The organism is Mycobacterium sp. NGS48 (assembly GCF_059812585.1).
In genome coordinates, this window is record NZ_JCALCY010000017.1 from 18,431 (window position 1) to 32,259 (window position 13,829).

The 13,829-nt window shown below is 67.9% G+C and carries 12 protein-coding genes and 1 pseudogene; 2 read left to right on the forward strand and 11 right to left on the reverse strand.

Features of this window, described 5'->3' with window-relative positions; genetic code table 11:
• Positions 1-184: 184 nt before the first annotated feature.
• From gatB to gatC, 6 genes and pseudogenes are all read right to left on the reverse strand, one after another.
• Entirely contained in the window at positions 185-1,687 is a 1,503-nt protein-coding gene (gatB, locus tag AC5Y42_RS20565; RefSeq protein ID WP_499900417.1) for an Asp-tRNA(Asn)/Glu-tRNA(Gln) amidotransferase subunit GatB, read from the reverse strand.
• Positions 1,688-1,701: 14 nt separating this feature from the next.
• Positions 1,702-1,884, reverse strand: a pseudogene (locus tag AC5Y42_RS20570) (antitermination regulator); the annotation flags it as partial.
• A 13-nt stretch (positions 1,885-1,897) separates the two neighbouring features.
• On the reverse strand, positions 1,898-3,070 hold the full coding sequence (locus AC5Y42_RS20575) for a MinD/ParA family ATP-binding protein (protein ID WP_499900418.1): 1,173 nt from the start codon (positions 3,068-3,070) through the stop codon (positions 1,898-1,900).
• 105 nt (positions 3,071-3,175) lie between these two features.
• A complete protein-coding gene (locus AC5Y42_RS20580) occupies positions 3,176-4,207 on the reverse strand; it encodes an ATP-dependent 6-phosphofructokinase (RefSeq protein ID WP_499900419.1) in 1,032 nt (343 codons plus the stop codon).
• Between the two features lie 94 nt (positions 4,208-4,301).
• Complete coding sequence (gene gatA / locus AC5Y42_RS20585) at positions 4,302-5,783, reverse strand: Asp-tRNA(Asn)/Glu-tRNA(Gln) amidotransferase subunit GatA (RefSeq protein ID WP_499900420.1); 1,482 nt, start codon at positions 5,781-5,783, stop codon at positions 4,302-4,304.
• Positions 5,780-6,079, reverse strand: coding sequence for an Asp-tRNA(Asn)/Glu-tRNA(Gln) amidotransferase subunit GatC (gene gatC, locus AC5Y42_RS20590; RefSeq protein ID WP_499900421.1), 300 nt, complete (start codon positions 6,077-6,079; stop codon positions 5,780-5,782). Before gatC ends, gatA begins: the two co-directional genes overlap by 4 nt.
• A gap of 85 nt (positions 6,080-6,164) precedes the next feature.
• Here gatC and AC5Y42_RS20595 point away from each other — a divergent pair, with 85 nt between their 5' ends.
• Positions 6,165-6,824, forward strand: a complete 660-nt coding sequence (locus tag AC5Y42_RS20595) for an ACT domain-containing protein (RefSeq protein WP_499900422.1) — start codon at positions 6,165-6,167, stop codon at positions 6,822-6,824.
• Between the two features lie 9 nt (positions 6,825-6,833).
• On the opposite strand, the gene AC5Y42_RS20600 is transcribed toward AC5Y42_RS20595, so the two are convergent.
• Genes AC5Y42_RS20600 through AC5Y42_RS20610 form a run of 3 tightly spaced genes read right to left on the reverse strand, consistent with a single transcriptional unit; the run spans position 6,834 to position 10,882 of the window.
• Positions 6,834-7,724: a metal-dependent hydrolase gene (locus AC5Y42_RS20600; RefSeq protein WP_499900423.1), complete on the reverse strand. Its 891-nt coding sequence runs from the start codon at positions 7,722-7,724 to the stop codon at positions 6,834-6,836.
• A gap of 38 nt (positions 7,725-7,762) precedes the next feature.
• The gene (gene ligA / locus AC5Y42_RS20605) at positions 7,763-9,829 is read right to left on the reverse strand and encodes an NAD-dependent DNA ligase LigA (RefSeq protein WP_499900424.1); all 2,067 of its coding nucleotides are present in this window, start codon (positions 9,827-9,829) and stop codon (positions 7,763-7,765) included.
• Between the two features lie 39 nt (positions 9,830-9,868).
• Complete coding sequence (locus tag AC5Y42_RS20610; protein ID WP_499900425.1) at positions 9,869-10,882, reverse strand: uroporphyrinogen decarboxylase/cobalamine-independent methonine synthase family protein; 1,014 nt, start codon at positions 10,880-10,882, stop codon at positions 9,869-9,871.
• Positions 10,883-10,922: 40 nt separating this feature from the next.
• Here AC5Y42_RS20610 and AC5Y42_RS20615 point away from each other — a divergent pair, with 40 nt between their 5' ends.
• Entirely contained in the window at positions 10,923-11,540 is a 618-nt protein-coding gene (locus AC5Y42_RS20615) for a sensor domain-containing protein (RefSeq protein WP_499900426.1), read from the forward strand.
• Positions 11,541-11,568: 28 nt separating this feature from the next.
• On the opposite strand, the gene mnmA is transcribed toward AC5Y42_RS20615, so the two are convergent.
• A complete protein-coding gene (gene mnmA, locus AC5Y42_RS20620) occupies positions 11,569-12,642 on the reverse strand; it encodes a tRNA 2-thiouridine(34) synthase MnmA (RefSeq protein WP_499900427.1) in 1,074 nt (357 codons plus the stop codon).
• Entirely contained in the window at positions 12,639-13,817 is a 1,179-nt protein-coding gene (locus AC5Y42_RS20625) for a cysteine desulfurase family protein (RefSeq protein ID WP_499900428.1), read from the reverse strand. The genes mnmA and AC5Y42_RS20625 overlap by 4 nt, the downstream gene beginning before the upstream one ends.
• Between the last annotated feature and the right edge of the window lie 12 nt (positions 13,818-13,829).

The window sequence follows — 13,829 nt, forward strand, 5'->3', positions numbered from 1 at the left end:
GTGGACAGTGGGGAGCCGGGCGGCTCAAGATCTCCGCCGCACCGATATATCCACCCGTCAGCACACGTCGCGATCACACCGTTTCGTCAGTCACGGCTTTCCCCGACCAAAATCCATCGTAGGCGTGTCAGACGCGCGTGGGTGCAGCTTTAGAGCATGCGATTACCCAGGGCCGGGGTTGGCGCTATTGGCACGCGGCCAGCACCAGCTCGCGCACCCGCGCCGCGTCGGCCTGGCCCTTGGTGGCCTTCATGACCGCACCGACGATCGCCCCCGCCGCGGCGACTTTGCCGCCGCGAATCTTTTCGGCCACGTCGGGATTGGCGGCCAGCGCCTCGTCGACGGCGGCCTGGATCAGCGAGTCGTCGCGCACCACGGCCAAGCCTCGGACGGTCATCACGTGTTCGGGTTCGCCCTCCCCGGCCAACACACCCTCGATAACTTGACGGGCCAGCTTGTTGGACAATTTGCCCTCGTCCACCAGCGCGACCACCGCGGCGACCTGCTTGGGGGTGATGGCCAGTTCGTCGAGGCCGACGCCGGCCTCGTTGGCCTTCTGCACCAGAAAATTGCCCCACAGCGCACGCGCGGCCTCGCTCGGCGCGCCATGTTCGACGGTCGCGATGACCAAGTCGACGGCGCCGGCGTTGACCAGGTCGCGCATCACCTCGTCGGAAACACCCCACTCTTGCTGAATTTGCTTGCGGCGCAACCACGGCAGCCCGGGGATGGTTTGACGCAGCCGCTCTACGAGCTCGGCGTCGGGCGCAACAGGTTCCAGATCGGGCTCCGGGAAATAACGGTAATCTTCGGCGGTTTCCTTGGTGCGACCCGGGCTCGTGTAGCCACTCTCGTGGAAGTGTCGAGTCTCCTGGGTGACCCGGCCGCCGGCGGTCAGCACCGCGCCTTGACGCTGCATCTCGTAGCGCACGGCGACCTCGACGCTGCGCAGCGAGTTGACGTTCTTGGTCTCGGTGCGGATACCGAACTCGCTCGCCCCGATCGGCTTGAGCGAGACGTTGGCGTCACAGCGCATCGAGCCTTGATCCATCCGCACGTCGGAAACACCCAACGCGCGCAACAGGTCACGCAAAGCGGTCACGTAAGCCCGGGCGATTTGCGGGGCCCGCTCGCCGGTTCCTTCGACGGGTTTGGTGACGATCTCGATCAGCGGCACGCCGGCACGGTTGTAGTCGATCAGCGAACCGGTGGCGCCTTCGATGCGTCCGGTTTCGCTGCCCAGGTGGGTCAGCTTGCCGGTGTCTTCCTCCATGTGCGCGCGTTCGATCTCGACTCGCCAGGTGGTGCCGTCGTCGAGCGGCACATCGAGGTAGCCGTTGACGGCGATCGGCTCGTCGTATTGCGAAATCTGGTAGTTCTTCGGCATGTCCGGGTAGAAGTAGTTTTTCCGGGCAAACCGGCACCAGGGCACGATCTGGCAGTTCAGCGCCAGCCCGATCCGGATCGCCGACTCCACCGCGGCTTGGTTGAGCACCGGCAGCGAACCGGGCAGGCCCAGGCATACCGGGCACACCTGAGTGTTGGGTTCGGCGCCGAATGTCGTCGAGCAGCCGCAGAACATCTTGGTGGCCGTGGACAGCTCGACGTGCACCTCCAAGCCGAGCACCGGCTCGTAGCGTGCCAGGACATCGTCGTAGTCGAGCAGCTCAGCTGCAGCAACAGTCACGGACCCGATCCTAGTCAGGCCGGGGTGTCCGCCTGCTCGTCGGAACAGTCGACAACCCGTTCATGTGCGGTGAGCAGAAGATGGTCGAACGCCGAGCGCGACGGGATGGCGTCGCGCCCTGCCTCGCAGAAGTCCTCGGCGACCTGCTCGGCGAGCAACCGCAGCTTGACATTGGTCTCTTGGGACCGCCATTTGAGTCGGCTAGAAAATTTACCGAAAGTCGTCGCTTGCCGGCGTCGGGCCGTTCTCGGTGGGGAACAGGTCGGCCAGCGAGGCCGCCATCTGCAGGTAACGCCGCCTGCTTTCCCTGCTCAACCGCTGCAGCGTGATCTCACTGCCCTCATACACGTGCCGGTCAAACGGCAGCTCCACCACCCGTTCGGACGGGAACCGCTGAGCCAGCTGCTGTAATTCTTTGCTTGCGACGGGGCCCGACTTTCCTGGCTCGGTGTGGTTGATCGCCAGGACCGTCGCGTCAATCAGTTTTCGATACTCGTTGTTTGCCAGCCACTGCATGGTGGTTCGGGTCTTCTTGATCGCGTCGACGGAGGCGCTGGTGACCACCACCAGGGCTCGTGACTCGCGCAAAACTGCCTTCGTCACACCCGATTTCAGGTCGCGGCCGCAGTCGATCAGTATCACCGAATAATGTTGCCGCAGTTTCGAAAACGTTTTGACAACGTCGTCATGCTCGATTCGCCAATCGCTGTAGGCATAGTCCGGGATCCCTAAAATCTCCAAGCCGGAACTGTTTTGGTATGTGTGAGCTCGCAGGTCCGGATACTGCGTGACCGAGCGATCGGCGAGTAGGTCGACCATGTTCAGCGAGTTGCGGCGGCCATGGCGATCAGCGAGGCCGCCGGCGTCGAGGTCCGCGGCGAGGACGTGGTCGTCGCGCGCGTCGGCGAACGTCGATCCCAGTGCTTCGACGACCGCGGTCTTGCCGACACCTCCCTTGAGGTTGAGAACCGCAATCGGGAATGCGCTGCCCGCCGATGCTCGGATCCGGTTGCGCAGCGCGAGTTCGTCGGCCCGCGCTTTGCCGGGACCGCGGTCGATCGGTGTCAGTCGGACCAGCAGGCTCCGCCAGTCGCGTTTGGCGGAGAGCTGGGTGTCGCGCTCCTGGGGGCTGTCGGGGGTAACGGCGGCAGGTATCTGCCGATCGACCGGAGGCGCCTGCGCCTGTCTTACCGGCACTGTGGCGCGAATGTCCGCCGGCGACGGCGGGCGGTAGGCGGGGGCATCGTCTCGGGGCTGCGACACGGCGCCCGGCGCGGACCGCGCCCGAACCGGCGATCGTCGGCGCTGCGGCGGCGGACCTTGCGATTGCGCCGACGGGGCCGGCTGTTGAAGTACGCCGCGACCAGTACCGCGGTTGTTCATGATTCCGACCGTAGCACCGGTTGGCGGGTCGAAAACCCAAGGAATATCCCGATTTTCGTGAAGAATTCGTGGCCCGCGGGTAAACAGCAGGCGACACCGCCTGCGCTAGCCGAAGAAGGCCGCGGCGTCGTCGTAGCGGCTCTGCGGTACCAGCTTGAGTTGTCGCACCGCGTCGGCCAGCGCGACTCGGCCGATGTCCTGACCCCGCAATGACACCATCTGGCCGTATTCACCTGCGTGGGCGGCATCCGCCGCATTCACCCCGAACCGGGTGGCCAGTACCCGGTCGTAGGCGGTCGGGGTGCCGCCACGCTGCACGTGGCCCAGTACGGTCACCCGGACATCCTTGTTGATGCGCTTTTCCACCTCGGCCGCCAGTTGTGCGGCCACCCCGGTGAACCGCTCGTGGCCGAACTCGTCGAGGCCTCCTTCGGCCAGCGTCATCGAACCCGCGGCCGGTTTGGCGCCCTCGGCGACCACACAGATGAAGTGCGAGTCGCCGCGCTGGAAACGCTGCTTGACCAGCCGGCACACCTCTTCGATATCGAAGGGCTGTTCGGGAATGAGAGTCATGTGAGCGCCGGAAGCCAGCCCGGCGTTCAGCGCGATCCAGCCGGCATGCCGGCCCATCACCTCCACCAGCATCACCCGCTGATGCGATTCGGCGGTGCTGTGCAAGCGGTCGATGGCGTCGGTGGCTACAGTCAGCGCGGTGTCATGGCCGAAAGTCACGTCAGTGCAGTCGATGTCGTTGTCGATCGTCTTCGGCACGCCGACGACGGGCACGTTCTCCTCGGACAGCCAGTGCGCGGCGGTCAGCGTGCCCTCACCGCCGATCGGGATCAGCACGTCGATGCCGTTGTCATCCAGCGTCTGCTTGACCTGGTTCAGACCGGCCCGCAGTTTGTCGGGATGCACCCGGGCGGTGCCGAGCATCGTGCCGCCTTTGGCCAGCAGCCGGTCGTTGCGGTCGTCGTTGCGCAGTTGAAGGCGACGGTTCTCCAGCAGCCCCCGCCAGCCGTCCTGGAAACCGACCACCGACGAGCCGTACCGGGCGTCGCAGGTGCGCACCACCGCCCGGATGACCGCGTTGAGCCCTGGACAGTCGCCACCTCCGGTAAGAACCCCGATCCGCATAGCCCCATCTTGCCGGGTGGTCGGCTGACGGCGCGAGCAGACGCAAAATCGCACCAAACCTCCGCGGGAAATGCGATTCTCTGTCTGCTCGCCCTTAGATGGCCGATGGCAGCGGGCCGCGGGCGGCCTCGTAGGCCGCGCCCACCCGGTAGAGCCGGTCATCGGCCAGCGCCGGCGCCAAGATTTGCAACCCGACCGGCAGGTTGTCGTCCGGCGCGAACCCGGACGGCACCGACATCCCGCAGTGGCCGGACAGGTTCAGCGGCAACGTGCACAGGTCGAACAGATACATGGCCAGCGGATCGTCGACCTTCTCCCCCAGCGCGAACGCAGTGGTCGGCGTGGTCGGCGACACCATCACGTCGACGGATTGGTAAGCGTTGTCGAGGTCGCGGGCGATCAGCGTGCGCACCTTCTGCGCCTGGTTGTAGTAGGCGTCGTAATAACCCGCCGACAACGCGTAGGTGCCGATCATGATGCGCCGCTTGACCTCCGGGCCGAACCCGGCGGCGCGGGTCAGCGCCATTACCTCTTCGGCGCTGCGCGTGCCGTCGTCGCCGACCCGCAGCCCGTAGCGCATGGCGTCGAAGCGAGCCAGGTTGCTGGACACCTCCGACGGCAGGATCAGGTAGTAGGCGGCCACCGCGTAATCGAAGTGCGGACAGTCGACATCGGTCACCTCGGCGCCCAGCGCGGTCAGCTGCTCGACGGCATCGTGGAACGAGTCCAGCACACCGGGCTGATAGCCCTCGCCCCGCAGCTGCCGCACGACGCCGACCCTCACCCCGTTGAGGTCGCCGGACGCGCCGGCCTTCGCGGCGGCCACCACGTCGGGTACCGGCGCGTCGATGGACGTCGAGTCGTTGGCGTCGTGGCCGGCGATCACCTGATGCAGCAGCGCGGTGTCCAACACGGTGCGTGCGCACGGACCGCCCTGATCCAGCGACGACGCGCAGGCCACCAGCCCGTATCGCGACACGGTGCCGTAGGTGGGTTTGACGCCGACGGTCGCGGTCAGCGCGGCCGGCTGGCGGATGGAGCCGCCGGTGTCGGTGCCGATGGCCAGCGGCGCCTGAAACGCGGCCAGCGCCGCGGCGCTGCCGCCGCCCGAACCGCCGGCCACCCGCTCGACGTCCCACGGGTTGCGGGTCGGGCCGTAGGCCGAGTTCTCGGTCGACGAGCCCATTGCGAACTCGTCCATGTTGGTCTTGCCGAGGATGGGAATGCCCGCCGCGCGCAGCCTTGCGGTGACGGTGGCGTCGTAGGGCGAGCGCCAGCCGTCCAGGATTTTCGACCCGCAGGTCGTGGGCATGTCGACGGTGGTGAACACGTCCTTGAGCGCCAGCGGCACCCCGGCCAACGGCGACGGCAGCTCTTCGCCGGCCGCTACCGCCTTATCGATCGCTTCGGCGGCCTGCAGTGCCGTGTCGGCTGCGACATGCAGGAAGGCGTGATACCGGTCGTCGGTGGCCTCGATCTGGTCCAGGCAGGCCTGGGTGATTTCCACCGACGACAATTCGTTGGCCGCGATTTTGGCCGCCAAGGTCGCCGCGTCCAACCGGAGGATGTCGCTCACTGGCTTTCTCCGAGGATCTGCGGGACCGCGAAGCGGCCGTCGACGGCTACGGGGGCCTGATCGAGTGCTTCCTGCTGCGTCAGGCACGGCGCGGGCTCGTCGGGCCGGGTGACGTTGACGTCCTTGAGTGGGTTGTCGGTCGGTTCGACGCCGGTGACGTCGACGGCCTGGATGGCGCTGACGTGGTTCAGGATGGCGTCGAGTTGGCCGGCGAAGCTGTCCAGTTCGGCATCGGTCAACGCCAGCCGGGCCAGCCGAGCCAGATGGGCGACGTCGTCACGGGAGATCTGGGACACGAGGCCAAAGCGTACCCAGCTGCCAGCGTGACAGTGGCGTCACACTCGGCGGGCAGGGCGCAGACGCCTGTGCGACAGTGTGCGCGTGCCTTCCTATCTGCTGCGAGTCCGGCTGGCCGATCGACCGGGCAGCCTCGGCTCGCTGGCGGTCGCGCTGGGTTCGGCGGGCGCCGACATCCTGTCGCTGGACGTGGTCGAGCGCGGCTCTGGCTATGCGATCGACGACTTGGTGGTCGAACTACCGGCCGGGTCGATGCCGGACAGATTGATCACCGCCGCCGAAGCGCTCAACGGAGTGTGGGTCGACAGCGTTCGCCCGCACACCGGGCTGCTGGAGGCACACCGCGAGCTGGAACTCATCGACCACATCGCCGCTGCCGGCGCCACGGCGGCCAAGCTGCAGGTGCTGGCCGACGAGGCGCCGCGTGTGTTGCGGGTGGGCTGGTGCGCGGTGCTGCGCCGTTCGGCCGATCAACTTGACTTCGTCGTCGGCAGCCGCGGCGCGCCGGAAACCCAGCCCGACGAAGCGCCATGGCTACCCCTTGAACGTGCCACCGCCCTCGACGGCACGGCGGACTGGGTGCCGCCGCTGTGGCGCGATATGGACACCACCCTTGTCGCGGCGCCGCTGGGCGAACCGCACACCGCGGTGATGCTGGGTCGTCCCGGCGGCCCAGCGTTCCGGCCGTCCGAGGTGGCGCGGCTGGGCTATCTGGCCGGCATCGTGGCGACGCTGCTGCGCTGACTGCGCACCTCAGCCTTTGGCCCGTTCGCGGGCAGCCTGTGCCGCAGGCGAATGCTGCAGATAATCCATCGCCATCTGGGTCGATGCCTCGGCGCTCGGGTGATGGCTGGGCCGCAGATAGCGGAATTGCGCGCTCACGATCAGCTGCCACGGCCCTGGCAGTCGGTACTGTCGGGCGGCGCGTAGCCAGTCTCGCCAGCGCGGTTTGGCGTCGACGGTTGGGTCACGCGCCATCAAGAACCGCGCTCCGGCAAGCCAGCGGATCAGGAAAATCGGCGCGGTGGACAGCATCGTCGACGCCCGCAGCAGATAGTTGCCGCACAGATTCTGGTAGACGTCGAAAACCAATGACCGATGCTCGATCTCCTCGGCGCCGTGCCAGCGCAGCAAGTCGAGCATGGCCGGGTTGGCTCCGGCGTAGTCGAGGCCACGGTTCTGGATCACCCACTGCCCCAACACGGCGGTGAAGTGCTCAAGCGCAGCGACCACCGCAAGCCGCCGGTACAGCCACCACCGCTGCAGTGGCTTCGGCCAATTCGGACGCTGATCACCGAGCCTGGACAACCATTTTTGGAGGTTTTCGGTGTAAGCAGTGGTATCGATGCCCTGCTCCGCCAGGTGGTCGAGCACCAACTGGTGTGCGAAGGCATGCCAGGATTCCTGCTGGATGAATGGCTTGATCGCCGCCCGCAATTCCGGATCGTCCACCATCGGTTCGGCCTCGTTGACGACCTGGATGAACCACCGCTCGCCGGCCGGCAGCAGCAGATGCAACACGTTCATCATGTGCGTGGCGAACGGGTCGCCGGGCACCCAGTGCAGCGGGGTATTCGACCAGTCGAAGCGAACTTTCCGGCGATAGGCCGGATATCCGTCGTGATGCACCTCAACGTCAGTCATCGGCAATCCCCATCCCAAATGGCCCCGACCCGTTCAGGTTAGTCCGGCCCTTCCGCCAACAGCTTTCGAAATCCGTCCTCGTCGAGAATCGGGACATTCAATTCGACGGCCTTGTCGTATTTGGATCCGGGCGAATCGCCGGCAACCACGTAGGCGGTCTTTTTCGATACCGAGCCGGCGGCCTTGCCGCCGCGGGCCACGATGGCCTCCTTGGCGTCGTCGCGCGAAAAGCCGGTCAACGAGCCGGTGACCACAATAGAGAGCCCCTCCAGGGTGCGCGGCACGCTGGCGTCGCGTTCGTCGGCCATCCGCACCTCGGCAGAGCGCCACTTGTCGACGATCGCGCAATGCCAGTCGACGGTGAACCACTCGGTGACGGCGGCGGCGATCGTCGGGCCAACCCCCTCCACGGCGGCCAGTTGCTCGGTCGACGCCGACGTGATCGCATCCAGGCTGCCGAACTCGGTGGCCAGCGCACGTGCGGCGGTCGGGCCGACATGCCTGATCGACAACGCGACCAGCACCCGCCACAACGGCTGCTTCTTTGCCTTATCCAGGTTGGTCAGCAGCCGGTTACCGTTGGCCGACAGCGCACCCCTTTTGGTGGTGAACAATTCGGTGCGCAGCAGGTCGTCTTCGGTGAGGGTGAACAGATCGCCCTCGTCGGCAATGACGTGGGCCTTCAACAGTGCGATGGCCGCCTCGTAGCCCAATCCCTCGATGTCGAGTGCGCCGCGGCCCGCGACGTGAAAAACCCGCTCCCGCAGCTGCGCCGGACAGGACCGCGCGTTGGGGCAGCGGATGTCGGCGTCGCCCTCCTTGGCCGGAGCCAACGTCGTCCCGCATTCGGGACATGTTGTGGGCATGATGAATTCGCGCTCTGAGCCATCCCGCAGGTCGACGACGGGACCGAGCACTTCGGGAATCACGTCACCGGCCTTACGGATTACCACGGTGTCACCGATCAGCACGCCCTTGCGCCCGACCTCCGACGCGTTGTGCAGGGTGGCCAGCCCGACCGTCGACCCGGCCACCTTCACCGGTGTCATGTAGGCGAAGGGAGTGACCCGCCCGGTGCGGCCGACGTTGACCCGGATGTCCAGCAGCTTGGTCTGTGCCTCCTCGGGCGGGTATTTGTAGGCGATCGCCCAGCGTGGCGCGCGTGACGTCGAACCCAGCCGGCGCTGCAGCGACACCTCGTCGACTTTGACGACGACACCGTCGATTTCGTGCTCGACGTCGTGGCGGTGCTCACCCCAATAGGTGATGCGCTCGTGCGCGCCGGCCAGCCCGTCGACACGGGCGGTGTGCTCGGAGACCGGCAGCCCCCAGGCCCGCAGCGCCAGATAGGCGTCGTGCAGCGTGGCCGGTCGAAATCCTTCGGTGCGGCCCAGGCCGTGGCAGATCATCCGCAGCTTGCGGCGAGCGGTCACCGCCGGATCCTTCTGGCGCAGTGAGCCCGCGGCGCTGTTGCGCGGATTGGCAAAAGGCGTCTTGCCGTCCTCGACCAACGCGGCGTTGAGCGCCTCGAAGTCGGCCAGCCGGAAGAACACCTCGCCACGCACCTCGAGGACATCGGGTATCGGATAGTCGTCGCTGGCGGCCAGCCGCTGGGGGACATCGTCGATGGTGCGGGCGTTGAGTGTGACGTCTTCGCCGGTGCGGCCGTCACCGCGGGTCGCCGCGCGGGCCAGGCGCCCTTTTCGGTACACCAATGACAGGGCGACCCCGTCGATTTTGAGCTCGCACAGGTAATGCGCGTCGGTGCCGATCTCGGCTCGCACCCGGGCCGCCCAGGCGTCGAACTCCTCGGTGCTGAACACGTTGTCCAGCGACATCATCCGCTCGAGATGCTCGGCTTCGGCGAAGTCGGTGGCAAAGCCGGCGCCGCCGACGAGTTGGGTGGGCGAATCCGGGGTCCGCAACTCGGGGTAGCGCTCCTCGAGCGCGGCCAGCTCCCGCAGCAGTGTGTCGAACTCGGCGTCGGAGATGATCGGCGCGTCGCGGACGTAGTAGCGGAACTGGTGTTCGCGCACCTCGTCGGCCAGTTCCCGCCATTGCCGCCGAATGTCGGGCGGGACCGGGTCAGCTTCTGGTGAGCTCACCTTGGCAGGCTATCGGAGGGCGCTGACATGGCTGCCACCTCAGATCGCCTCGGGGTCATCGGCGAACGCCTCGGCAACGTTGCGGGCCAGTTCGACGGCCGCGCGGGCCCACTCGGGGGTCGCGCCGGCCAGTCCGCAGGCCGGGCTGATGCCGATCCGCTCGCGCACAGCCGACCGGGCGAAGCCGAGCCGGTCGATCACCGCGACCGCAGCAGCGGCGACCTCTTCCATCGACGGCCGCCGCGCCGGCGCCACCGCGGCGACCACCCCCAGCATGACCGTGCGGCCCGAGTCGACGAACTCGGCGACCCCGTCCAAATCGGCAGCCTGCAATGTCGCGACATCTACGGATACCGCGTGAATACCGCTACGCAGCAACACCTTCCACGGTAAGCCGGCCGCGCAGCTGTGCACCATCACGTCGGCTCCGGCGGTGGCGGCGCAGCTGTCCAGCAGCGTGGTGGCCAGCGCCTCGTCGATCGGGTGCACCGGGCTCAGCGCGGTCACACCCGCCAGCCGCCCGGCCAGCGCCGCCGGCAGGGACGGCTCGTCGAACTGCACCACGACCGGGGTATCCAGCCGGCGCGACACCGTGGCGCGGTGTGCGGCGACACCTTCGGCCAGCGACGCGGCGAGATCGCGCACGGCACCGGCGTCGGTGATCGCCCGGTGCCCGTTGGCCAGCTCCAATTCGGCGGCCAGCGTGACCGGCCCCGGCGCCTGCACCTTGACCGCACGCCCACTGCCCCGCAGGCCCGCGGTTTCCCAGGCCTCTTCGAGCGCGTCGACGTCCTCGTCGAGCAGGCTGGCCGCCCTGCGGGTGACCGCGCCGGGGCGCGCTGCAATGCGGTAGCCGCGCGGGACCGCGTCGATGGCCACGTCGATCAACAGCCCGCCGGCTCGCCCGATGGTGTCGGCGCCCACACCCCTGGCGGGCAATTCGACGAGATGGGCCAGCGCACCGGCCAACTCGCCGACCACGACCTCGGCGGCCTGCCGCGCCGAAGTCCCGGGCCATGACCCGGTTCCGCTGCCGGTTGCGAAAACGCTCACCGGCCAACCGTACTGGCAGCCCGCGACTACCCTTGAGACAATGTGGCGCCCACTGCTGATGTGTGGTGCGGTGTTGCTGGCCGCAGCGTGCACGCGAGTGGTGGGCGGCACGGCGCTGCCGGCGTTCGACGCCGGACCCGTTTCCGGTGTCGACGTCGACCGGGTCCTACTCGACCAGTTCCGGATGCGCGCGATCACCGGCGCCGACGAGCGTCTGACGATCATCCCGTCGATGGATGGCAAGTCGCCGATCGACATCGACACGCTCGCCGACACAGCGCCGCCGGAGTGCCGGTTCGTCTACGCCGAGACCGTCACCTTCGGGCCCGATGTCGAGGAGTTCCACAAGACCACCTTCCAGTACCCGCCCCGGGGCGGGCTGATCTCCGAAGGCGCCGCCGCCTACCGTGATGCCGACACCGCGCAGCACGCCTTCGACGCCCTGGTCGAAACCGTCGATCACTGTGGGTCCAGTTCGGTCGGGAAGGCGTTCGTCGGCCATTGGCGCGCCGACACCCAGTCGCTGCAGACCCGTCCGGGCGACTGCGGCCGCGACTACCGGGTCAAGTCGGTGGTGTTGCTGGAGGTCACCTTCTGCGGTTTCCCGGAGTCGGTGTCCGACATGGTGATGACCAACATCGCCGCCAACATTCCCTAGCGGCGAGTGTGTACTGGTGGCGAAGGGCTCAGGAAGCGCCGGCGATGGTGGCGCTGCCGATCACCTCATCGCCGTCGGGATCGGGACGGTAGAGCACCAACGTCTGACCGGGCGCCACCCCGCGCAGCGGAGCCCGCAAATCCACCTCGAGCCGCTCACCGTCCAATGCCGCGACGGCGTCAACGGTGTCGCCGTGCGCGCGTACCTGGACCGCACATTCGACGGGCCCGGACGGTGCCGTGCCTGCGGTGAACACCGGCTGGTGCCCGGTCAGCCTCCACACGTCGAGGTCGGTGGCGGCTCCGACCCGTACTGTGCCGCTGTCAGCGTCGATGGCGGTGACGTAGCGCGGGCGGCCGTCGGCGCCGGGGCCGCCGATGCCCAGGCCCTTGCGCTGCCCGATGGTGAAGCCGTGCACCCCGTCATGCTCGGCCAGCACGGTGCCCTGGCCGTCGACCACGGTGCCCCGCCGCACCCCGATGCGGGCACCCAGGAAGGCCTGGGTGTCGCCGGACGGGATGAAGCAGATGTCGTGGCTGTCCGGTTTCTCGGCCACCGCAAGGCCGCGACGGTTGGCCTCCGCGCGGATCTGCGGCTTGGCGGTGTCGCCGATCGGGAACGCCGCGTGGCGCAGCTGCTCGGCGGTGAGCACCGCCAGCACGTAGGACTGGTCCTTGTCACCGTCGACCGCGCGGCGCAGCCGCCCGTCGGACAGCCGGGCGTAGTGCCCGGTGGCCACCGTGTCGAAACCCAGTGCAAGCGCGCGAGCGGCCAGCGCCGAGAACTTGATCCGCTCATTGCACCGCACACACGGGTTCGGGGTTTCTCCCCGCGCGTAGGACGACACGAAGTCGTCGATCACGTCTTCTTTGAACTTGTCCGCGAAATCCCAGATGTAGAACGAGATTCCCAGCACGTCGGCGACACGGCGGGCGTCGCCGGCATCCTCCTTGGAGCAGCAGCCCCGCGAGCCGGTACGCAGCGTCCCGGGCGCTTGCGACAGCGCCAGATGCACACCGACCACATCGTGGCCGGCATCGACCATGCGCGCGGCGGCCACCGACGAGTCCACGCCGCCGCTCATTGCGGCCAGAACCTTCATCGTGGTACTCCCGCTGCGGCCAGCGCGGCCTGCCGCGCGCGGGATACCGCGCCCGGCAGCACCCGCAGTGCGGCATCGACGTCGGCGTCAGTGCTGGTGTGCCCCAATGACAGCCGCAAAGACCCGCGGGCACTGGCCGGGTCGGCGCCCATTGCCAGCAGCACATGCGACGGCTGCGGCACCCCGGCCGTGCAGGCAGAGCCGGTCGAGCACTCGATCCCGTTGGCGTCCAACAACATCAGCAATGCATCGCCTTCGCAGCCGTCGAAGGTGAAGTGGGCGTTGCCCGGCAGCCGCGGCTCGCGGGCGCCGTTGAGGCGGGCTCCGTCGACTTCGGTCAGCACACCGTCGATCAGCCGGTCGCGTAAGGCGTGCAGCCGTGCACTGTTGGCCTCCAGCCCGTCGACTGCGATCTGTACGGCGGCGGCCATTGCGACGGCGCCGGCGACATCTGGTGTGCCGGAGCGGATGTCCCGCTCCTGCCCGCCGCCGTGCGACAGCGAGACACAGGAGACGTCTCGGCGAAGTAGTAATGCACCGACGCCGGGTGGGCCGCCGAACTTGTGCGCCGCCACACTGACCGCCGACAGTTGGCCGGCAGCGAAGTCGACCGGCAGCTGACCGACCGCCTGGACCGCGTCGCTGTGCATGGGCACATCGAACTCAGCGGCGATCGCGGCGAGCTCGGCGATCGGCATGATGGTGCCGACTTCGTTGTTGGCCCACATCACCGACACCAGCGCCACGTCGTCGTGGGCTTCCAACGCGCCGCGTAATGCTGCCGGCGACACCGACCCGTCCGCGGCGGTGGGCAACCAGGTGATCTCGGCGCCTTCGTGCTCGGCCAGCCAGCCCACCGCGTCCAGCACGGCGTGGTGCTCGACGGCGGTGGTGACGATGCGGCGATGGCGCGGCTGGGCGTCACGGCGGGCCCAGTAGATGCCCTTCACGGCCAGGTTGTCGCTCTCGGTGCCGCCCGCGGTGAAAATCACTTCGGACGGGCGCGCACCCAGCTTGGCCGCGACCAGTTCGCGGGACTCCTCCATCCGCCGTCGCGCCGCCCGGCCCGTGGTGTGCAACGAAGAGGCGTTGCCGACGGTACCCAGCACAGCCGTCATCGCCTCGATGGCAGCGGGATGCATCGGGGTGGTGGCGGCGTGATCCAGGTAGACCATGACCCGCCCAGA